The following is a 22,577-nucleotide window of genomic DNA, read 5'->3' on the forward strand; positions in this document are numbered from 1 at the left end:
TCATGATTTTTCAGTTCTATTTTTATCAATATTTCCATTCCTGGGATTTCATCTGAAAAATCTTCTGTAAATTTGCATTGCACATTTATCCCCCTAGGGTTATAATTTAAATATTTTCAAATAACAGACAAGGAGGAATGTTGTATGCGAATAACTCCCATCGAAAAAGAAGATAAGACCGGAAGGATCATCACACTCAGAAATGCCGAGATTTCAGATGCCGATAATCTAATCACTTATATGAAGATCACCAGTTTTGAAACTCCTTTTCTGCTCCGGGAGCCCGATGAATTTCATCTCACCTCAGAGCAGGAAGAATGCTTTATTCAGAATACGATCGATAATCCCCGGGAACTGATGCTCCTCGCAACAGCGGACGGCTGCCATATCGGAAACTGCTCTCTTTCCGGCGCTGGTCCATTTAAAAGGTATCAGCATCGCTGTCAGATCGCAATCGCACTGTATCAAAAATATTGGGGCTGCGGGATCGGACAGATGATGTTAAGTACGATACTTTCTGTCGCCAGAGAACTGGGATACGAGCAGGCGGAACTGGAAGTAGCCGCAAATAACACCTCCGCTATCGCTCTCTACCAAAAATTAGGTTTTCAGACCTACGGCACATTCCCTGATAACATGAAATATGCCGACGGTTCTTACACAGATATGCTTTGGATGATGAAAAAGCTTATCTGATCAAAAAATATTTCCAAAAACAGAAAGAGATACAAGCGTGAAATTCTTGTACCTCTTTCTGTTTTATTTTTCTTTGATTCTGTTTTCTATCGGAGATTCTCCGGTCCAAATCCAAGTGGAAGCAATTCTTTCAGCAAATATTTATTCCATCCGCCTTTCCCATCTTCCAGCACAATGTAAAATTCATCCGGTCTACAAAATTCCTGCATGACCTGCCTGCACACTCCACACGGTGCACATACATTTCCGCTGCGCCCTGTTCCTTTGCCTCCGACAATCGCAATCCCTTCAAATTCCCGCTCACCTTCTGAGACCGCTTTGAAAAATGCGGTTCGTTCCGCGCAGTTTGTCGGCGTGTAAGATGCGCTCTCAATGTTACAGCCATAATATAACTTGCCTGACTTTGTAAGAAGCGCAGCCCCTACGCGAAAATCTGAGTATGGGGTATATGCATACTCTCTCGCTCTGTATGCATGTTCGATCAGTTCTCGTTCATCCATCTATTGTTCTCCTATCAGACGAATCGTCTCGGTCACAAGCGCCTTAAATTCTTTTGCCACTCGATCCGCTGTCTCTTGCACTTCTTTGTGATTCAAAGGCTGGTTGGACATTCCCGCTGCCATATTTGTGATGCAGGAGATTCCACATACTTTCAATCCCATATGTCTTGCTGCCATAGCCTCACATGCAGTGCTCATTCCGGCTGCATCCGCACCGAGCGCACGACACATTCTGATCTCTGCCGGAGTCTCATAGCTTGGTCCAGTAAACTGCATATACACACCACTCTGAATAGAAACTTTTACATTTCTTGCAGCCTGTTTAATGATCTCACGAAGTCCCTTATCATACACTTCACTCATATCCGGGAATCTCGGTCCCAGTTCATCAAGATTTGCACCGATCAGCGGACTCGGCACTGCGGTCGTAATCTGATCTGTGATCATCATCAGGTCACCCGGCTGGAAGTTAAAGTTCACACCACCTGCTGCGTTTGTCAAAATAACGGTCTTTGCTCCAAGCAATCCCATCAGACGTACCGGAAGTACTACATCTGACATCGGATACCCTTCATAGAAATGTACTCTTCCCTGCATTGCCACTACCGGGACCCCTTCTACATATCCGAAAAGAAATCTTCCCTGATGTCCTGCAACTGTGGAAACTGGGAATCCTTCAATCTCAGAATACTCAATCGACTCCTCCACCTGCATTTCTTTTGCATAATCACCAAGACCTGATCCGAGAATCAGAGCCACCTCCGGTTGAAATTTCACTTTACTTTTTACTGCATTGCTGCAATTTAACAATTTTTCATAAATCTGATTCATACTTCTACCTCTCTATCAGTTCCGATACGACTGCATTCATTTTCTGGTACTGTTCACTGTCTATATAGAACTTACTTCCTTTTCTCGTGATCCATCCATTCTCCTCGAATTTCTTTACCGCCCTGTTGATCGTCTTCACACAGAGCCCGGAAGATTCCGAAAGTTCCTGACGGGTACTGTCCACATACAAAATGCCATTTTTTGCATATTTTGTATAAGTTTCCACAAGATAGAATGCCAGCCGGTCTGCTCCTTGTAAAAATAAAAATGCCCGACTGTTCTTGCCCTGTTCAAACAGGTAATGTCCCATGATCTTCGCTTCCAGCTTCAGAGCACGGATATCGGAATTCAGCCAGCGGGCATATTTTTCTTTTGCTATTTTTACGATAGTGCAAGGGGTAACCGTCTCAAGTGTTGTACAATAACGGTCTAGATCCATGATAACCTCCATCCCGCCCATCGCATAGACTCCCTCAAATCTCATAAAGTCATAAGTGATCCCATAGATTCGGTAATCTGTCGCCTTGATCATTCCACGACCAATGATATAGATGGTATCAACCGGCGTGTTCTCTTTGACAAAGACCACGCCGGCATCCAGTTCTACAATCTGAAAAGAATCCATCAGCCACACCGGTGCACTGTAAAAATACTCTTCAAACCGCTCCCGTTTCTTTTTGTCAATCTCATTCAGAAACGGAAGCACCTGATATAAATATTTGCATTCCATATGCTTATTTGATCAGCTCTACCTTTACGATCTCTGCCGGAACACCTGTTGCATCTTCTGCAACAGTATCATTTTCTACTTTGATAGATCCATCTTTTAATTTTCCATACAGTTCATCGTATTTTTCCTGTGTAAATTTTGTAAATTTAGAAGTTTCCATTGGAAGCTGAATTCCGTCATCTTTTGCACTTAAGTTCAGAATTGTTCCGCCTGCAAAGTTTCCATCATAGTAGCTTGCAACTGCATCATATACAGAATCTCCAAGATTCTTCATAGCAGAAGTGATTACTGTATCAGACTCTACTGACTGGTCTACATCGACACCGATTACTACTTTTCCTGCTGTCTCTGCTGCTTTCATAACAGAGTTACCAACTCCACCGCCACATGCGAAGATACATTCTGTTCCTTCATTGTACCATGCTGCTGCTTTTGCATTGTTTTCCGGAGAAGCATCAAAGTTTCCTACATAAGTGTATTTCACTGAAACATCACCTGCTGCAAGACCTAAATCTTTTGCTGCTGCATCTGCTCCCTGAACAAATCCATATCCGTAACGGATAACTGCCGGCACTGCGATTCCACCCATAAATCCAAGATTTCTGTAACCTTCTGTTACTGCTGCATAACCTGCAAGATATCCTGCCTGCTCTTCTGCATAGAAAATAGAAAGTACATTGTCTTCGAGTTTTGCTTCCCCATCTTTTACCGGCTGTGCATCGATGATGATGAAAGATACATCCGGGTATTTTGTCTGTGCTTCGTATACAGGCACCTCAAAGAGGAATCCTGGTGTTGCAACCACTTTTGCTCCACCTTTAACAGCAAGATCGATCGCATTTAAACATGCCTCATCAGATTTTTCTGCCGGTTTGTAATATTTGTAAGTGATATCATGCTCTTTCGCATATTTTTCCAGACCTTCCCATGATCCCTGGTTGAAAGATTTATCATCGATTGTTCCTACGTCTGTGATCAGCGCCAGCTCATAACCTCCCTTGGAATCTTTCTTGTCACCGTCCTTTGCAGTATCCTCTGCACCCGGTTTTTTTACTGCACATGCAGCCATGCTCATAACCATGACTCCTGCTAAGATCAGACTTAAAATTTTCTTTTTCATAATAAGTTCTCCTTTTCTTTTTTAATATTCATTCGTCTTATGACCTTGAATCAATTTTACCGCGGAACTTGTTCCGATTCTATCGCAACCTTCCTGAAGAAATGCTTCCAGATCTTCTACCGTCTTCACTCCTCCGGCTGCTTTCATCTTCACATGCTCACCAATATTTTCTTTGAACAGACGAATATCCGAAATAGTCGCTCCTGCTGTTCCAAATCCAGTAGAAGTTTTGATGTAATCTGCACCTGCCGCTGTTACTGCTTTACACATTGCAATTTTCTCTTCTTCTGTCAGATAGCATGTTTCGATGATCACTTTTAAGATCTTATCTCCAACAACTTCCTTCAATGCCGCAATTTCTTTTTCTACCGCCGCATAATCACCATTTTTCACATCTGAAATATTGATGACCATGTCGATCTCAGACGCACCGTCCTCCAGCGCCTTCTTTGTCTCTGCGATCTTCGCCTCTGTCACACTGTAACCGAGTGGAAAACCTACGACCGTACAGATATTGATCTGTTCTCCGTATGCCTCCTTCACTCTCTGAATGTAGCATGGCGGAATGCATACCGAAGCAGTCTGATATTCCACTGCCTCATCGCACAGTTTCTTAATGTCTTCCCATGTGGCAAATGCTTTCAGCTGTGTGTGATCCACATGTCTCATGATTTCCTTTTCTGTCATCACGTTCTCCTTTCTTAATTTTTTTATACACATTGCTATGCAAGGCGTTCTACCTGATCCTTGGTTACTCTCGCATATACAAGCGGAGTCTCGTTTGCTTTCTCATCTTCAATCGTCACAGCTGCCTGATATCTCAGTTCTGCTGCTGCAAATAATTCTTCCTTATCTGCATAGAAGACTGCCATAGGCTCTCCTGCCTCCACGTAATCTCCAACTTTTTTCTTTAAGATGATTCCTGCTGCAAAATCAATCTGGCTGTCTTTTGTCTCACGGCCTGCCCCCAACATAGCAGAGGCAATCCCACAGCTTTCTGTATCCATAAATGTAATGTATCCGCTTTTCTTTGCGAGTACTTCATGTTGATATGCCGCTTTTTCAAACTTATCTGTATCAAAGATCACAGAGCTGTCTCCACCTTGTGCTTCCACCATTGCTGCAAGTCTTTTTAACGCCTCACCATTTGCGATTACTTCCCGCACAAGTGATCTGCATTCTTCCAGCGTTCCTTTTCCTGCAAGGAAAAGCATGTTCGATGCAAGATGTACACAGACTTCTGTCAGATCCTCCGGACCATTTCCTTTTAATGTCTCTACCGCCTCAATCACTTCCAAACTATTTCCGATATTATGTCCAAGTGGAATGTCCATATCTGTGATCAGTGCCACAGTCTTTCTTCCGGCATTCTCTCCGATCGCTACCATTTCTTTTGCAAGTGCGATAGAATCATCGATACTCTTCATAAATGCACCACTTCCAGTTTTTACATCAAGAAGGATACAGTCATTTCCTGCTGCAAGTTTCTTACTCATGATCGATACCGCAATCAGTGGAATACTGTCCACTGTCGCTGTTACATCCCGGAGCGCGTACAGTTTTTTATCTGCCGGAGCGAGATTTCCTGACTGTCCGATCACACTCAATCCGGTCTGATTCACTACGTTGAAAAAGTCTTCTCTGGAAAGAGATGTATGAAGTCCCGGAATGGATTCCAGTTTATCCACTGTTCCACCTGTATGTCCAAGTCCTCTTCCGGACATTTTTGCAACCTTCACACCGCAAGCCGCAACAATCGGAGCAATAATCATAGTTGTCTTGTCCCCGACACCTCCCGTGGAATGCTTATCCACTTTCACGCCCTCGATTCCGGATAAATCTACCATCTCTCCAGAATGCGCCACAGCCTGTGTCATCGCAAGTGTCTCTTCCTCGGTCATTCCTTTGAAATAAACCGCCATCAAAAACGCTGACATCTGATAATCCGGAATTTCTCCTGCTACATACTCACGGATCATATACTGAATCTCCTGCTCTGTCAGTGCTTCACCATTTCTTTTCTTCATGATCAGATCATACATTCTCATGGTGTCTGCCACTCCTTTCTATTATCTGCTTCCCTTATCGTATGGGATTCCCTCTGCTCTTGGAGCCTGAGAGTTCTTAGATGAAAACGCTAATACGATCAATGTCGCAATGTACGGAATCATCTTATATAATTCGTTTGGAATTGGCAACGATTTCAAAAATGGAATTGCAGAGTATGCACTTGCCAATGTCTTCATGATTCCAAAGAAAAATGCTGCCATTAAAATTTTGTTACTTCTCCACTGTCCAAAAATCAACACTGCAATTGCAAGGAAACCATATCCGGCAACACTTGCATTAAAGTTTGTAGAAGTCGGAATAACAAAGATCAACCCACCGATTCCAGCCAGTACACCAGAGATGATAACCCCGGCATAACGAATCTTCGCCACATTTACACCGACAGAATCTGCTGCTCCCGGATGCTCTCCACAGGCGCGGAGACGAAGACCAAATCTTGTATTTTTAATCACATAAGCTGCCACAAGAAAGATTCCGATTCCGATGTATGTTGTAATATAACAATTCTGGAAAAACATATCCCCGATCACCGGAATATCTCCAAGTACCGGAACTTTATCAATGTGAAATGTATCTGTAAATTGTATCTGCTGTACCCCCTGAATCATACGCGCTGTAAAAATCGCAAATGCCGGAGCAAATAAGTTTAATGCAGTACCACTGATCGTCTGGTCTGCTTTCATATTAATAGAAGCAAACGCATGAAGCAGGGAAAACAATCCTCCGGCAACTGCTACGATCAAGATTGCCAGCAATAATAATTTCTGTCCACTCATTCTGTCCTGGAAAATATTGATGAAGAAAATTCCAACAAAAGCTCCCATGACCATAATACCTTCCATTGCGATGTTGATGACACCGCTTCGCTCAGAATACATTGCCCCGATTGCTACAATAAGAAGCGGGATCGCAAAATACATCGTCTGTTGAATAACAAAATATACTACACTCATTATTTGCCCTCCTTCTTATTCTTTTTCGCAGATTTTCTCATGCGAATCTTGTAGATCAGATTTTTAAATAACAGCGACAGTGCTCCACAGTAAATAATTGCAGAAATAATAATATCGATAACCTCCGGCGCAAAATCAAATAGCTGCATGTTGTAACCGCCAACTGTGATATGTCCGATAAACAGTCCCGCAAATAAGATTCCAATTGGATTGGAAAGTCCGAGCAGTGCAACCGAAATTCCGGAAAATCCTTCCGGTGCGATTACATCAAGTACCTGCATGTATTTTCCGGAATCTGCCAAGTATAACAATGCTCCGCCAAGCCCTGCGAGCGCACCTGCGATCACCATTGAAAGAACAATACTCTTTTTTGCATTGATTCCGGCATACTTACTTGCGTTCGGATTTTTTCCGCACGCTTTCAATTCATAACCAAATGTCGTCTTATTCAAAATAATATAAATCAGAATCACACATAAAATTGCGATCAGAATACCGATATTGATATTGGTACCCGGGAACAATTTGTCTAACCCTGCTTTCGGAAGGTTTGCCCCGTCTGCAACGGCCATAGTCTGGTTCTTTACCTGATCGTATACTGTTCTCTGAATCATCATATTTACAAGATACATTCCGATATAGTTCATCATAATTGAGGAGATTACCTCATTTACATTGAAAAATGCTTTCAACAAGCCCGGTACCAATCCCCAGATTGCTCCGGCAAGGATTGCTGCAAGAAGCGCTGCAAGACAATGCAGTCCCGGTGGAAGAAATGTAAACTTCACGCCGACAAATACTGCTGCAAAAGCTCCTGCGGTAAACTGTCCGGATGCTCCAATGTTAAAAAGTCCTGTCTTAAATGCAAATCCGACAGAAAGTCCTGTCATAATGATCGGGGTTGCCAGATAAAGCATCTGCCCAATCCCCTGAATTCCGTCTGTAAATCCTCCCTGAAGGATCATCATAAATCCATAGTATGCCTGCTGCGGATTGCTGGACAGCAGAATAATAAATCCAAATAATAATCCACAGACAATCGCCAGAATGGAAGAACTAAAATTGACGATTCCGTCTCCGCGCCAGATATTTTTCCATTTATTTTTCATTCTTCACACTCCTTTTCGCACCCGCCATATAAAGACCAAGTTCCTCTACCGTAATTTCCTTTGGATTGACATCTGCAACAATCTCACCTTCATACATTACGATGATACGGTCGCTGATATCCATTACTTCATCCAATTCCAGTGACACTAACAGCACTGCTTTTCCTTCATTTCTCTGCTCCACAAGCTGTTTGTGAATATATTCAATCGCACCAACATCCAGACCACGTACCGGCTGCACTGCAATAACGATCTCTGGATCTCTGTCAAGCTCTCTTGCGATGATTGCTTTCTGCTGATTTCCTCCAGACATTCCCCGGACAATGCTGTCTTCTCCCTGACCGGAACGGATATCAAATTTCTCGATCAGTCCTTTTGCATATTTCCGAATTGCATCAAATTTTAAAAAACCATGTTTCTGAAACCGTTCCGTGTAGTAACTCTGCAATACAAGGTTTTCCTGAAGCGAAAAGTCAAGCACCAGACCATCTTTATGTCTGTCTTCCGGAATATGAGCCATTCCATCCAGACACTTACGCCGGATGCTCTCTTTTGTGATATCTTTTCCGTTTAAAATAATCTGTCCCTTTTCAATCGGAGTCAATCCTGTAATTCCATATACTAACTCGGATTGTCCATTTCCATCAATCCCCGCAACACAGAGAATCTCTCCCTTACGCACCGCAAAAGACACATCTTTTACTGCATGCTGCCCTTCATGCTTGGAGGCAATGGTCAGATTCTTTACTTCCAATACCGGCTCTCCCGGCGTTTTCTCCGGCTTGTCCACATGGAAATTAACTTTTCGTCCTACCATCATCTCTGACATTGCTTCCTTTGAAGTCTCTGCCACATCGATCGTGCCGATATATTTCCCTTTTCTTAGTACACTGCACCGGTTTGCCACTTCCTTGATCTCATTCAGCTTATGCGTAATGAATATAATGGATTTTCCTTCTGCCACAAGCTGTTTCATCACTTTCATCAGCTCATGGATCTCCTGCGGTGTCAATACCGCTGTCGGCTCATCGAAGATCAAAATATCATTATCACAGTAAAGCATCTTTAAAATCTCCACTCTCTGCTGCATTCCAACTGTAATGTCAGAGATATAGGCATCTGGATCGATCTTAAATTTATACTTTTCACTAAGCTCCATCACTTTTTTTCTTGCGGCATCCATCTTTAATGTGCCAAATTTTGTAGTCTCTCTTCCAAGGACAATACTTTCAAGGACTGTAAAATTGTGCACCAATTTAAAATGCTGATGTACCATTCCGATTCCAAGATCGTTGGCATCATTTGGGTTATTGATCTTAACTTCCTTCCCATTGATCTTGATTTCTCCCTCTTCCGGCTGGTACAGGCCGAAAAGAACGCTCATCAGTGTGGATTTTCCTGCCCCGTTCTCACCTAACAGTGCATGGATTTCTCCCTTTTTCACTTGCAGGGTGATATCGTCATTCGCTTTAAAATTCCCGAACTGTTTGGTGATATGGTTCATCTCGATTACATACTCCACGCTCCTACCTCCGTTTCTTTTTCCTTTCTCCTACTGTTTCCCTGTTACTATTTTATAATAAGTTCCTTCATGCTCGTTCCGTCTGTATTATTTTCCACATGAAGAAGATCCAATACTGTTGCAGCAATGTCCGCAAATGTCTCTCTTGTCCCAAGATTTACATTTTCTTTGATATCTTCCCCGCAGATCAAAAGCGGTGTATGCTCTCTGGAGTGGTCTGTTCCTCTAAATCCCGGATCACATCCATGGTCTGCTGTGATCATCAGAATATCCTCCGGTCTCATGCGCTCCAGGAATGTTTTTAACTGTCTGTCAAAAACTGTTGCAGCATTTGCATATCCCTCAATATCATTGCGGTGGCCATACATCATATCAAAATCAACAAGATTTACAAAACAGAGTCCTTTAAAGTCCTTCTCCTGCATCTCAAGTGTCTTCTCCATGCCGTCCACATTATTCTGGATTCTCTGTGTGTGTGCAATCCCCTTGCCTGCGAAAATATCATAAATTTTTCCGATTCCGTAAGTATCATATCCTGCCTCTAAGATTGCATCAAGCATCGTATCTCTCGGCGGAAGAAGTGAAAAATCATGACGGTTTGCAGTTCGCTGAAAGTTCGGCGCTTCTCCGATAAACGGACGTGCGATCACACGCCCTACCCCATGCTCACCACATAAGATTTCCCTCGCGATCTCACAGTATCTATAAAGTTCCTCTACAGGAACAATCTCTTCATGCGCAGCAATCTGGAATACACTATCTGCGGATGTGTAAACAATCAAAGCTCCTGTTTTCATATGCTCCTCGCCATAATCCCGAATGACATCGGTTCCTGAATATGGCAAATTGCAAAGCACTTCTCTTCCGGTTGCCTCCCGGAACTTCTCTAAAATCTCTTCTGGAAATCCATTCGGATATACCGGAAGTGGTTTTGGAGATACAACTCCTGCAATCTCCCAGTGTCCGATCGTCGTATCTTTTCCCCGAGAGCGCTCTTTCATCCTTCCATACGCTCCAGCAGGACTCTCTTCCTTTTTCATCCAGTCCACACCATCAATGTTAAACAAGCCTAGTTTCTTCATATTCGGTGTATCATAGGCTTTGGAAGCTGTAATCGTCTTTAATGTATTGCTTCCTTCATCCCCGAAATCTGCTGCATCCGGAAGTGCTCCGATCCCATAACTATCCAGTACGATTAAAAAAATTCTCCTATTTTCCATTCTTTTTCCGTCCTTATTTGTTGATATTTAATAACTCTTTTTGTATCATATCGAAATAATATTAGCTCGAAAAGGACTAAAGTCCTTTTTCGTTCTACTTATTTTAAGTTTGTCATTTTTTCGCTAATTTGTCTACTGTTTTTTGTAAAAAAATCATAAGTTTTTCCAACTGCTTTTTCGTTATTCTGCATAGAACTTTTGTTTTCTTCCATGAGAATCCGTCCGAAATAAATATTTTACATTTATTTGTGGAAATCTAACGATATCTGTTATATAATTTACTATTGTATACAAGATATTCATTTAGTCTCTGCAGCGTAATTCTATAAAGGATAGATTGCGGCAGATCTGTTTGAATACACCTATTTCAAACAGATACGATAGCTTATAATACAGATCACATAGTTTTGTAGGAGGAATATTATGAAAGATACAAAGATTTCAAATTCTGTTATTTACATTGGTGCAGATGATAAAACATTAGACCTTTTTGAAAGTCAGTATGTCATTCCGAATGGTGTTTCATACAATTCTTATCTGATTTTGGATGAGAAAGTTACCGTTATGGATACTGTGGATGCCCGCGCGACAGACGAATGGCTTCAAAATCTTGACACCGCCCTCGATGGAAAAAAAGTAGATTACCTTGTTGTTTCCCACATGGAACCGGACCATGCAGCCAACGTTGCAACTCTGATTGAAAAATTCCCAGAACTCCAGGTAATCGGGAATGCAAAGACCTTCAATATGATCGCTCAATTTTTTGATTTAGACCTCTCTGGTCGTTCCATTATTGTGAAAGAAGGAGACACGATTTCTCTTGGTACCCACACATTACAATTTTTTATGGCACCGATGGTTCACTGGCCAGAAGTCATGGTTACTTATGAGCAGAGTGAGAAAATTCTCTTCTCCGCAGATGGATTTGGAAAATTTGGGGCTCTGGACACAGAGGAAGACTGGGCTGAAGAAGCAAGACGCTATTATCTGAATATTGTCGGAAAATATGGCATGCAGGTACAGGCGCTCTTAAAGAAAGCTTCTGCACTTGACATTCAGATGATCTGCCCGCTTCACGGACCGATCTTAAAAGAAAACTTAGGATATTACATTGAAAAGTATAACACTTGGAGTAGCTATGAGCCTGAGGAGGATGGTGTTTTGATCGCCTATGCTTCCATCCATGGCAATACAAGAAAAGCAGCTGAATTATTAAAAAAAGATCTGGAAGAAAAAGGTGCGAAAAATGTTGTCCTGACTGATCTTTCTCGTGATGATATGTCCAAAGCACTGGCAGATGCATTCCGTTTCACTAAACTTGTTGTCGCATGTGCGACTTATGATGGTGGACTGTTCCCATGTATGGAGGATTTCTTACATCACCTCAAGGCAAAGAACTACCAGAAACGTACTGTTGCTCTGATTGAAAATGGTTCTTGGGCTCCAATGGCCGCAAAACAGATGAAAGCATTCTTTGAGACATTGAAAAATATCTCCATCTGTGAGAACGTTATTACTGTAAAATCAACTGTAAAACCCGAAACAGAGGTTGCTCTTGCATCACTTGCGGATACCTTGCTTGCATAAATCCAATTTTTACTTTTATAAAAATGCGTCATGAAATGATTCCCTTATCATTTCATGACGCATTTTTTATGCACTATGTTTTTCTTTTCCTCGAGATGAAGCCAATCCACTCTCCACATATAGATGATCACACCCAGTGCAGCCGCACTCCATGAGACCGGGTATCCCCACAGAACCGTGGAAAGCTTCGGAATGATCGAAGTCATAATTCCTACCCAAAGCATTCGGATTCCTACCATACTTCCCACCATCAGAAGCATTGCGGCCATAGACCGCCCGGCACCTCTCAAAACTCCTGTATACACCTGTGCGATTGCAAGTAAAAAGTAAAATGGCATCACCGTCTTCAACATCAGATGCCCGTTTGCATTTACCTGCGGATCTGAAGAGAATATCGTTAAAAGCTGTTTCCCAAATATCAGTAAAATCGAACATGCTAAAATAGAGTAAATCTCACTGATCAATAGCGTTCGATGCTGACCTTTCTTTACCCGATCGAACTTCCCTGCTCCGATATTCTGTCCCGTAAATGTCATTGCAGCCATACCAAAACTCATGATCGGCAAAATCACGAACCCGTCAATCTTCATATAAGAGCTTGTTCCCGCCATCGCATTTGCTCCAAAACTATTAATATTGGACTGTACGATCACATTGGAAAAAGAAATGATTGCCGACTGTAGTCCACTTGGAATCCCCATTGCCAGGATTCTCTTCATCATTCTCACATCTATCCGAAGTTTCCGAAAATACATACGGTAAATATCATCATCCCTGCACAAGGTCCAGACAACAAGTACTGCCGAAATAATCTGTGAAATAACTGTGGCAATCGCTGTCCCTTTTACGCCCATCCTTAAGACTACAACAAACAAAATATCCAGCAAAATATTGACCGCTGACGTAATGCAGAGATAATAGAGTGGACGCTTAGAATCTCCGACACCTCTTAAAATCCCTGCCCCCATGTTGTATGTAATATTAAAAAGAGAACCCATAAAATAAATTCTAAGATAAATTACGGATTGTTCCATTACTTCCGGAGGAGTTCCCATCGCCTTTAGAATCTGCGGCGATAAAAATACTCCGATAAATGTCAGGAGAATCCCTCCGATAATGCTGAGCATCATCGATGTGTGAACTGCCCATTGCATTTTTTCTTCATCTTTTGCCCCATAATATTGTGCAATGATCACACCTGCTCCCGTAGATATGCCAATGAATAACCCAATGATCAAATTGATCAAGGAATTGCTTGATCCTACCGCTGCCAGCGCTTCTTTCCCAATAAAGTTTCCCGCAATGACGGAATCTGCTGTATTATACAGTTGCTGGAACAAGTTTCCAATTAAAAGCGGAATCGAAAATAGCATAATACTTTTAATAATACTTCCTTCTGTCATCGTTATTTTTTTCTCTCTTTTTCTCTTCTCCATACTTTCACCTTTACTATTGTTTATGTTTATTCTCAAAAGCTGCTCGCTCAAAGAAAGAAACCAGCAAACTGCCGGTTTCCTCTTAAATTTTGTAAAATTCTTTTTATGTATTCTTTTTCACTTCTACTTTGAATGGAACTGTTCTATCTATCCCATTACTCCTTTATACAGCAATATTATTCTTCTTGCTGTTCTTTATACAAAGCTACCAGATATTCTACAATTTTTTCTTTTCCCAGAAGACTGCTGTTCATAAGAATCTGATGAGACTGAATGCTGCCCCATTCCTTTCCGGAATAGGTTTCATAGTAATACTTTCTCTCTCGATCAATTTTCTTCATCTTTTCCGCTGCTTTTCTTTCTGATAAATGATACTTGTCCATGACACGGTTTTTCCGGTCTTCTTTGGAAGCACAAATAAATACATTAATACATCCCGGATAATCTTTTAACACATAATCTGCACATCTTCCAACAATCACACAGGATCCCTTCTGTGCAAGCTTCTTGATAATCGCAGACTGTACCGCATAGAGATCTCTTCCAACAGGTGCATAAAACTCAGCGTTTGCCATAAAATCGTTATATCCGCCCATTGCCAGATTGGCTTCCAAACTGTCTGCCAATTGTAATAATCGTGTTCTTCGTCATAAAAATCACCGCCTTTTAATGACTGATTAATTATCTGATTCTTGTATCTATTATACTATATTTGTTGTATTTTTTCCATGTATTTTTTATTTTTTGTCTATTTCTAATGCTATAATCTAAATCTTTTGTTTCATTCAAACATCAGCATATAAAAGACCCCTTATCGATACTTCAATAAGGGGTTTAAGCGTGGGCGAGAAGATTCGAACTCCCGACCTTTTGGTCCGTAGCCAAACGCTCTATCCAGCTGAGCTACGCCCACACAATATTTAATTATTACACCTTTTGGTGTAATGCCGGCGACCGGAATCGAACCGGTACGGGAGTATAAGTCCCGCAGGATTTTAAGTCCTGTGCGTCTGCCTGTTCCGCCACGCCGGCATTTCAGCAGTTATCTGCTAAGTGGGACCAATAGGGCTCGAACCTATGACCCTCTGCTTGTAAGGCAGATGCTCTCCCAGCTGAGCTATGATCCCATGGGATATGAAATTATGTATCTTTTGATACAAGCGACCCGGAAGGGACTCGAACCCTCGACCTCCGCCGTGACAGGGCGGCGCTCTAACCAACTGAGCCACCGGGCCATATGAAATTATCTTAAAGTGGACCTTCAGGGACTCGAACCCGGGACCGATCGGTTATGAGCCGATTGCTCTGACCAACTGAGCTAAAGGTCCAAAACATTTTGTCTTTACCTAAAAGACCGCTTACTATTTGCATAAGCAAAAGCCGACAATCGGACTTGAACCGATAACCTGCTGATTACAAATCAGCTGCTCTGCCAATTGAGCCATGTCGGCATATTCTTTTGTCTTACAGCTATTATTAACTGTGAATGACTCCTACGGGAATCGAACCCGTGTTACCGCCGTGAAAGGGCGATGTCTTAACCGCTTGACCAAGGAGCCTTATTCGTCTTTTCACTTTTAGAAATGATTATTTCTAAACTCCCCAAGTTGGACTCGAACCAACGACAACTCGGTTAACAGCCGAGTGCTCTACCGACTGAGCTATTGAGGATTAACCTGAAGATATTATACCTTCAAAATCACATACAGTCAACTACTTTTCTAAGTTTTTTCTCTCTCCATCCATTTTCCTATCACCACTTGGTTATGCCCTCGACCGATTAGTAACAGTCAGCTCCATACATTACTGCACTTCCACCTCTGTCCTATCTACCTCGTCGTCTTCAAGGGGTCTTACAACTCGCGTTGGGATATCTCATCTTGAGGGGGGCTTCACGCTTAGATGCCTTCAGCGTTTATCCCGTCCCGGCTTGGCTACTCTGCCATGCACTTGGCAGTGCAACAGATACACCAGCGGCCAGTCCACCCCGGTCCTCTCGTACTAAGGGCAGCTCCTCTCAAATATCCTACGCCCACGCCGGATAGGGACCGAACTGTCTCACGACGTTCTGAACCCAGCTCGCGTACCGCTTTAATGGGCGAACAGCCCAACCCTTGGGACCTACTTCAGCCCCAGGATGCGATGAGCCGACATCGAGGTGCCAAACCACTCCGTCGATGTGAACTCTTGGGAGTGATAAGCCTGTTATCCCCAGGGTAGCTTTTATCCGTTGAGCGATGGCAATCCCACTTTATACCACCGGATCACTAAGTCCTACTTTCGTACCTGCTCCACCCGTCGGTGTCGCAGTCAAGCTCCCTTCTGCCTTTGCACTCTTTGAATGGTTTCCGACCATTCTGAGGGAACCTTTGAGCGCCTCCGATACCCTTTCGGAGGCGACCGCCCCAGTCAAACTCCCCACCTGACATTGTCCCCCAGCCGGGTCACGGCTGCTGGTTAGAAACCCAGTACTGCAAGGGTGGTATCCCAACAGCGACTCTGTATCTACTGGCGTAAATACTTCTCAGTCTCCCACCTATCCTGTACATGCAATACCGAATCCCAGTATCAAGCTGGAGTAAAGCTCCATGGGGTCTTTCCGTCCTGGCGCAGGTAACCAGCATCTTCACTGGTATTTCAATTTCACCGGGTGCATTGTCGAGACAGTGCCCAAATCATTACGCCTTTCGTGCGGGTCGGAACTTACCCGACAAGGAATTTCGCTACCTTAGGACCGTTATAGTTACGGCCGCCGTTTACTGGGGCTTAAGTTCAAAGCTTCGCTTACGCTAACCTCTCCCCTTAACCTTCCAGCACCGGGCAGGCGTCAGCCCATATACTTCACCTTTCGGTTTTGCATAGACCTGTGTTTTTGCTAAACAGTTGCTTGGGCCAATTCTCTGCGGCCAGTTCTCACTGGCACTCCTTCTCCCGAAGTTACGGAGTCATTTTGCCGAGTTCCTTAACAATGCTTCTCCCGTCGGCCTTAGGATTCTCTCCTCATCCACCTGTGTCGGTTTACGGTACGGGTATGATATAAACAATAGCGGCTTTTCTTGACGCATGGCTCACGGGCTTCCCTACTCTCAGTTCGGTCCGCATCACGTCTTCAGATTGAGAAGCGGATTTGCCAACTCCTCTCCTACTTCGCTTGCACCGGGCTTTCCATTCCCGGCTCCCGCTCTCCACACGTGTCCCCACAGTTCTGTTATATCATAGTACAGGAATTTCAACCTGTTGTCCATCGACTACGTCTTTCGACCTCGCCTTAGGCCCCGACTTACCCAGAGCAGATCAGCTTTACTCTGGAAACCTTAGATATTCGGCCGGAAGGATTCCCACCTTCCTCTCGCTACTCATTCCGGCATTCTCTCTTCTTAAAAGTCCACTGCTCCTTCCGGTACAGCTTCTTCCCTTTAAGAATGCTCCTCTACCAATTGATTACTCAATTCCACAGCTTCGGTAGTGTGTTTCAGCCCCGGACATTTTCGGCGCAGGACCTCTCGACTAGTGAGCTATTACGCACTCTTTGAATGTATGGCTGCTTCTGAGCCAACATCCTAGTTGTCTTCGAAATCCCACATCCTTTTCCACTTAACACACATTTTGGGACCTTAGCTGGTGGTCTGGGCTCTTTCCCTTTCGACTATCCAACTTATCTCGTATAGTCTGACTCCCATACATCATCTACGCGGCATTCGGAGTTTGATATTCTTCGGTAAGCTTTGACGCCCCCTAGGAAATTCAGTGCTCTACCTCCGCAAGACTCGTATGAGGCTAGCCCTAAAGCTATTTCGAGGAGAACCAGCTATCTCCGGGTTCGATTGGAATTTCTCCCCTATCCACACCTCATCCCCACCCTTTTCAACGGATGTGGGTTCGGTCCTCCATTGCCTTTTACGGCAACTTCAACCTGGACATGGATAGATCACCCGGTTTCGGGTCTACTCTGACTGACTTCACGCCCTGTTCAGACTTGGTTTCCCTTCGGCTCCAGACCTTCAGTCCTTAACCTTGCCAGCCAGCGTAACTCGCCGGACCGTTCTACAAAAAGTACGCGGTTCATCATATAAAGATGTTCCACAGCTTGTAAACATATGGTTTCAGGTTCTCTTTCACTCCCCTCCCGGGGTCCTTTTCACCTTTCCTTCACAGTACTATGCGCTATCGGTCACTAAGGAGTATTTAGCCTTACGGGGTGGTCCCCGCTCATTCCCACAAGGTTTCTCGTGTCTCGTGGTACTCTGGATCCTGCCGTGCTCGCTCGCCTTTCATGTACGGGGCTTTCACCCTCTCTGGCTGGCTTTCCCAAAACCATTCTACTAGGCTTACTCATCACTTACGCAGTCCGAACCCCGGAATGCACGCATCCCGGTTTGGGCTCTTCCGCTTTCGCTCGCCGCTACTCACAGAATCGATGTTTCTTTCTCTTCCTCCGGCTACTTAGATGTTTCAGTTCACCGGGTTCCCTTCTTAACGTTATGTATTGGCGTTAAGATGACGGAGGTTTGCTCCGCCGGGTTTCCCCATTCAGATATCTCCGGATCATTGGATATTTGCTCCTCCCCGAAGCTTTTCGCAGCTTATCACGTCTTTCATCGGCTCTTAGTGCCAAGGCATCCACCATACGCTCTTTCTAGCATAACCAACTTGCTTCGTCCACGGGTATGGACTCCGCTACACATATCTAGCGTGATATGCGTTGGCAATAGTTTGTTGTTTTTATTCGTTTTCTCGAATCAGTTCTCATTTCTGCTCTTGCAAGCTTCCATGATCACCTCGGATGTCTTGATATTTTTCTTATCATTTCGTTTCTGTATGCGATTTTCAAGGTACACATTAGATTCCTTTTGGAATCCAATGGAGATAACGAGATTCGAACTCGTGACCTCCTGCTTGCAAGGCAGGCGCTCTCCCAACTGAGCTATACCCCCAAATAGGTTTTATTCAATTTAGCTTGACATTCGTTTCAAGCTATGGGCTTAAGTGGACTCGAACCACCGACCTCACGCTTATCAGGCGTGCGCTCTAACCGGCTGAGCTATAAGCCCTTAGTTGTAATCTGGCAGCCACCTGCTCTCCCACACCGTCTCCAGTGCAGTACCATCGGCCGCTGAGGTCTTAACCATCGTGTTCGGGATGGGTACGGGTGTTTCCCCTCAGCGCATCGCCACCAGAAGCTTTTCGTTCTTTTCAGAACACTCATAACTAAACAATAGACTCTTTCAATCCTTACTTCTTTCTTCCTTAGAAAGGAGGTGATCCAGCCGCACCTTCCGATACGGCTACCTTGTTACGACTTCACCCCAGTTATCGGTCCCACCTTCGGCAGCTCCCTCCTTACGGTTGGGTCACTGACTTCGGGCGTTACTGACTCCCATGGTGTGACGGGCGGTGTGTACAAGACCCGGGAACGTATTCACCGCGACATTCTGATTCGCGATTACTAGCGATTCCAGCTTCATGTAGTCGAGTTGCAGACTACAATCCGAACTGAGACGTTATTTTTGGGATTTGCTCGGCCTCACGACTCTGCTTCCCTTTGTTTACGCCATTGTAGCACGTGTGTAGCCCTGCTCATAAGGGGCATGATGATTTGACGTCATCCCCACCTTCCTCCAGGTTATCCCTGGCAGTCTCTCCAGAGTGCCCGGCCTTGCCGCTGGCTACTGAAGATAGGGGTTGCGCTCGTTGCGGGACTTAACCCAACATCTCACGACACGAGCTGACGACAACCATGCACCACCTGTCTCCTCTGTCCCGAAGGAAAGCTCCGATTAAAGAGCGGTCAGAGGGATGTCAAGAGCAGGTAAGGTTCTTCGCGTTGCTTCGAATTAAACCACATGCTCCACCGCTTGTGCGGGTCCCCGTCAATTCCTTTGAGTTTCATTCTTGCGAACGTACTCCCCAGGTGGACTACTTATTGCGTTGGCTGCGGCACCGAAGAGCTTTGCTCCCCGACACCTAGTAGTCATCGTTTACGGCGTGGACTACCAGGGTATCTAATCCTGTTTGCTCCCCACGCTTTCGAGCCTCAACGTCAGTCATCGTCCAGCAAGCCGCCTTCGCCACTGGTGTTCCTCCTAATATCTACGCATTTCACCGCTACACTAGGAATTCCGCTTGCCTCTCCGACACTCTAGCTGCACAGTTTCCAAAGCAGTCCCGGGGTTGAGCCCCGGGCTTTCACTTCAGACTTGCACTGCCGTCTACGCTCCCTTTACACCCAGTAAATCCGGATAACGCTTGCCCCCTACGTATTACCGCGGCTGCTGGCACGTAGTTAGCCGGGGCTTCTTAGTCAGGTACCGTCATTTTCTTCCCTGCTGATAGAAGTTTACATACCGAAATACTTCATCCTTCACGCGGCGTCGCTGCATCAGGGTTTCCCCCATTGTGCAATATTCCCCACTGCTGCCTCCCGTAGGAGTTTGGGCCGTGTCTCAGTCCCAATGTGGCCGTTCACCCTCTCAGGCCGGCTACTGATCGTCGCCTTGGTGGGCCATTACCCCACCAACTAGCTAATCAGACGCGGGTCCATCTCATACCACCGGAGTTTTTCACACTCGATCATGCGATCACGTGTGCTTATGCGGTATTAGCAGTCATTTCTAACTGTTATCCCCCTGTATGAGGCAGGTTACCCACGCGTTACTCACCCGTCCGCCACTCAGTCACTTGAGCTTCCTTCCGAAGAATTCCATTCAAGTGCTTCGTTCGACTTGCATGTGTTAAGCACGCCGCCAGCGTTCATCCTGAGCCAGGATCAAACTCTCGTTAAAAGTGTTTGTTTCCAGTCAAGAATCACTACTAGCAATCCTATCCCTTTTACTGTTTTTAGGTTGACATTTCTGTCTGTTCTGAAATTTTCTCATTTGTTCGAAATTTTCAGGGTTGTGTTGTCTATTGTTTAATTATCAATGTTCTGTTTTGCTTTTCGTAATCAGCTGTTTTATTTTATCACAGCATTTCTTACTTGTCAAGCACTTTTTTATTTTTATTTTTCGTTGTTTTTGTTTCGCAACAACGATTTATATATTATCACAAGTTCTTTTTGTTTGTCAAGTACTTTTTTAATTTTTCTTTTTCAAACTTTTTTTGAACTTGTCTGCTCTCTCGAGCGCTCCATTAGAATATCATCTTCGACAGAAACTGTCAATAGGTTTTTTCATTTTTTTCTATTTTTTTGTAATTTTATACTTTTCCGACGTTTTTTCACTTCATGTTACAGGCAGCCTTTGAGATTGTTCTTCCGTCAGACTGCCTGTGTCCTAGGTGAAAGAAATGACCTTTTGAATTGCATATATCTCTTTTCTTTTTTCTATAAGAGCTGTATTGCTTCATTAACACTCTTTACACCGATCACTCGGATTCCCTTTATACTTTTTACCATTTTCACAGAAGCCTCCGGCAAAATGCAAGTGGTGAATCCAAGTTTCTTCGCTTCTGCCACTCTCTGTTCCGGCATATTTACTGCACGCACTTCACCACTTAATCCAACTTCTCCAAATACGATCGTCTTTTCGTCAAGCGGTCGGTTTTTATAACTGGATACGATTGCCAGGACAATTCCCAGATCTACCGCCGGTTCATTCATCTTAATTCCTCCGGCAATATTTACATAAGCATCATGGTTTGAAAGTGGAAATCCTATTCTTTTTTCAAGAACTGCCATCAAAAGATTGACGCGGTTATAGTCCGTCCCCGCAGCTGTGCGCCTTGGCATCCCAAAATTTGTCGGACAGACAAGTGCCTGTATTTCAATCAAAATCGGTCTCGTTCCTTCCATGGAGCATGCCACAACAGATCCCGAAGCATTCTCCGGTCTTCCTTCCAGCATATATTCTGATGGATTTTCTACCTCTTTGAGTCCATCCTGCCTCATTTCAAAGACGCCAATCTCATTCGTAGATCCGAACCGATTCTTTACCGCTCGCAGAATCCGGTATGACGCGTGTCGATCCCCCTCAAAATATAAAACGGTATCCACCATATGTTCCAGCACTCTCGGACCTGCAACTGTCCCTTCTTTTGTCACATGACCTACAATAAAAATCGAAATTCCAAGCCCCTTCGCAAGTTGCATGAAAACATTCGTAGATTCCCGTACTTGAGATACACTTCCCGGTGCAGATCCCACAGCTTCGCTGTACATTGTCTGAATAGAGTCAATGATCACGATCTCTGGTCTGCGCGACTCTAACACACCTTGAATCTTCTCTAGATTCGTCTCACTCAGCAAAAAGACCGTCTCACTAAATTCTCCCATCCGCTTTGCACGCAGTTTTATCTGCCTGAGTGACTCTTCCCCTGAAATATAAAGAATCTTCCTCTGATCCCCACCGAGTTCCCGACAAACTTGCAGCAAAAGTGTTGATTTTCCGATTCCTGGATCTCCTCCTACCAGAATCAGCGATCCCGGTACGATCCCTCCTCCAAGTACACGATCCAATTCTCCGATTTTTGTATAGATTCTTTCTTCATGCTCTGTCTCCACATCATTCAAAGATAAAATTTCCACTTCTTTTACCGATGCAAGGACAGATTTTGGATTTCCGGAAGCAGTGATCTTTTCCTCTACAAACGTATTCCATTCTCTGCACACCGGGCATTGTCCGAGCCATTTATTTTCTTCGTGCCCACAATTTTGGCAGAAAAATATACTCTTTTTTGATTTTGCCATATTCGTTTTCCTTTTTTGTTTTCTTTATATGAAATGAAACAAGGAGCCCTGCCTCAAGACACTGTCTCATTTTTGCATCGGTTCCTTGTTTCCTGATTTGTAATCTCTTTATGTAACTTA

The 22,577-nt window shown here is 44.0% G+C and carries 15 protein-coding genes, 10 tRNA genes and 3 rRNA genes; 2 read left to right on the forward strand and 26 right to left on the reverse strand.

Translation table 11 applies throughout. From position 1 onward, the window contains the following. The first annotated feature begins 144 nt into the window (after positions 1–144). Positions 145–696 carry a GNAT family N-acetyltransferase gene (locus ACGG81_RS11005; RefSeq protein ID WP_390108344.1) on the forward strand — a complete coding sequence of 184 codons (552 nt, stop codon included), beginning with the start codon at positions 145–147 and terminating at the stop codon, positions 694–696. 86 nt (positions 697–782) lie between these two features. Here ACGG81_RS11005 and ACGG81_RS11010 read toward each other — a convergent pair whose 3' ends face one another. Genes ACGG81_RS11010 through ACGG81_RS11055 form a run of 10 tightly spaced genes read right to left on the reverse strand, consistent with a single transcriptional unit; the run spans position 783 to position 10,751 of the window. Beyond that, the gene (locus ACGG81_RS11010; protein ID WP_008974791.1) at positions 783–1,196 is read right to left on the reverse strand and encodes a cytidine deaminase; all 414 of its coding nucleotides are present in this window, start codon (positions 1,194–1,196) and stop codon (positions 783–785) included. After that, on the reverse strand, positions 1,197–2,027 hold the full coding sequence (locus ACGG81_RS11015; protein ID WP_008974790.1) for a purine-nucleoside phosphorylase: 831 nt from the start codon (positions 2,025–2,027) through the stop codon (positions 1,197–1,199). Between the two features lie 4 nt (positions 2,028–2,031). Then, complete coding sequence (locus ACGG81_RS11020) at positions 2,032–2,757, reverse strand: Crp/Fnr family transcriptional regulator (RefSeq protein ID WP_009262498.1); 726 nt, start codon at positions 2,755–2,757, stop codon at positions 2,032–2,034. A 4-nt stretch (positions 2,758–2,761) separates the two neighbouring features. Next, a complete protein-coding gene (locus ACGG81_RS11025; protein WP_009262499.1) occupies positions 2,762–3,877 on the reverse strand; it encodes a BMP family protein in 1,116 nt (371 codons plus the stop codon). 21 nt (positions 3,878–3,898) lie between these two features. Beyond that, the gene (gene deoC, locus ACGG81_RS11030) at positions 3,899–4,564 is read right to left on the reverse strand and encodes a deoxyribose-phosphate aldolase (RefSeq protein WP_008974787.1); all 666 of its coding nucleotides are present in this window, start codon (positions 4,562–4,564) and stop codon (positions 3,899–3,901) included. Positions 4,565–4,599: 35 nt separating this feature from the next. After that, positions 4,600–5,925, reverse strand: coding sequence for a pyrimidine-nucleoside phosphorylase (locus tag ACGG81_RS11035; RefSeq protein ID WP_009262500.1), 1,326 nt, complete (start codon positions 5,923–5,925; stop codon positions 4,600–4,602). A 21-nt stretch (positions 5,926–5,946) separates the two neighbouring features. Beyond that, positions 5,947–6,900, reverse strand: coding sequence for an ABC transporter permease (locus ACGG81_RS11040; RefSeq protein ID WP_009262501.1), 954 nt, complete (start codon positions 6,898–6,900; stop codon positions 5,947–5,949). Continuing rightward, entirely contained in the window at positions 6,900–8,009 is a 1,110-nt protein-coding gene (locus tag ACGG81_RS11045) for an ABC transporter permease (RefSeq protein ID WP_008974784.1), read from the reverse strand. The genes ACGG81_RS11040 and ACGG81_RS11045 overlap by 1 nt, the downstream gene beginning before the upstream one ends. Next, on the reverse strand, positions 7,999–9,531 hold the full coding sequence (locus ACGG81_RS11050; RefSeq protein WP_009262502.1) for an ABC transporter ATP-binding protein: 1,533 nt from the start codon (positions 9,529–9,531) through the stop codon (positions 7,999–8,001). The genes ACGG81_RS11045 and ACGG81_RS11050 overlap by 11 nt, the downstream gene beginning before the upstream one ends. Positions 9,532–9,578: 47 nt before the next feature. After that, positions 9,579–10,751: a phosphopentomutase gene (locus ACGG81_RS11055; protein WP_008974782.1), complete on the reverse strand. Its 1,173-nt coding sequence runs from the start codon at positions 10,749–10,751 to the stop codon at positions 9,579–9,581. A gap of 423 nt (positions 10,752–11,174) precedes the next feature. Here ACGG81_RS11055 and ACGG81_RS11060 point away from each other — a divergent pair, with 423 nt between their 5' ends. Further along, positions 11,175–12,338: an FprA family A-type flavoprotein gene (locus tag ACGG81_RS11060; protein WP_119987577.1), complete on the forward strand. Its 1,164-nt coding sequence runs from the start codon at positions 11,175–11,177 to the stop codon at positions 12,336–12,338. Between the two features lie 47 nt (positions 12,339–12,385). Here ACGG81_RS11060 and ACGG81_RS11065 read toward each other — a convergent pair whose 3' ends face one another. The 16 genes from ACGG81_RS11065 to radA all read right to left on the reverse strand — a co-directional run bounded on the left by ACGG81_RS11065 (position 12,386) and on the right by radA (position 22,457). Next, entirely contained in the window at positions 12,386–13,774 is a 1,389-nt protein-coding gene (locus ACGG81_RS11065) for an MATE family efflux transporter (RefSeq protein ID WP_119987573.1), read from the reverse strand. Between the two features lie 176 nt (positions 13,775–13,950). Continuing rightward, complete coding sequence (locus tag ACGG81_RS11070; RefSeq protein WP_390108352.1) at positions 13,951–14,400, reverse strand: AAA family ATPase; 450 nt, start codon at positions 14,398–14,400, stop codon at positions 13,951–13,953. A gap of 213 nt (positions 14,401–14,613) precedes the next feature. Then, positions 14,614–14,687, reverse strand: a tRNA-Arg gene (locus ACGG81_RS11075). A 32-nt stretch (positions 14,688–14,719) separates the two neighbouring features. After that, positions 14,720–14,806 (reverse strand) — tRNA-Leu (locus ACGG81_RS11080). Positions 14,807–14,828: 22 nt separating this feature from the next. Beyond that, a tRNA-Val gene (locus tag ACGG81_RS11085) sits at positions 14,829–14,901 on the reverse strand. A 34-nt stretch (positions 14,902–14,935) separates the two neighbouring features. Beyond that, positions 14,936–15,009, reverse strand: a tRNA-Asp gene (locus ACGG81_RS11090). Positions 15,010–15,028: 19 nt separating this feature from the next. Beyond that, a tRNA-Ile gene (locus ACGG81_RS11095) sits at positions 15,029–15,102 on the reverse strand. A gap of 50 nt (positions 15,103–15,152) precedes the next feature. Continuing rightward, positions 15,153–15,225, reverse strand: a tRNA-Thr gene (locus ACGG81_RS11100). A 36-nt stretch (positions 15,226–15,261) separates the two neighbouring features. After that, a tRNA-Glu gene (locus ACGG81_RS11105) sits at positions 15,262–15,333 on the reverse strand. A 39-nt stretch (positions 15,334–15,372) separates the two neighbouring features. Then, a tRNA-Asn gene (locus ACGG81_RS11110) sits at positions 15,373–15,445 on the reverse strand. A gap of 89 nt (positions 15,446–15,534) precedes the next feature. After that, a 23S ribosomal RNA gene (locus ACGG81_RS11115) occupies positions 15,535–18,421 on the reverse strand. A 214-nt stretch (positions 18,422–18,635) separates the two neighbouring features. Further along, a tRNA-Ala gene (locus tag ACGG81_RS11120) sits at positions 18,636–18,708 on the reverse strand. A gap of 43 nt (positions 18,709–18,751) precedes the next feature. Beyond that, positions 18,752–18,825: transfer RNA gene (locus ACGG81_RS11125), tRNA-Ile, on the reverse strand. A gap of 9 nt (positions 18,826–18,834) precedes the next feature. Further along, a 5S ribosomal RNA gene (rrf, locus tag ACGG81_RS11130) occupies positions 18,835–18,952 on the reverse strand. 73 nt (positions 18,953–19,025) lie between these two features. After that, positions 19,026–20,556 (reverse strand): 16S ribosomal RNA (locus ACGG81_RS11135). Together the 16S, 23S and 5S rRNA genes with 10 tRNA genes alongside form the textbook arrangement of a ribosomal RNA operon. Before the next feature lie 539 nt (positions 20,557–21,095). Then, positions 21,096–22,457, reverse strand: coding sequence for a DNA repair protein RadA (gene radA, locus ACGG81_RS11140; protein WP_008977328.1), 1,362 nt, complete (start codon positions 22,455–22,457; stop codon positions 21,096–21,098). Between the last annotated feature and the right edge of the window lie 120 nt (positions 22,458–22,577).

It is taken from the genome of Faecalimonas umbilicata, assembly GCF_042846195.1.
GTDB lineage: Bacteria > Bacillota > Clostridia > Lachnospirales > Lachnospiraceae > Faecalimonas > Faecalimonas umbilicata.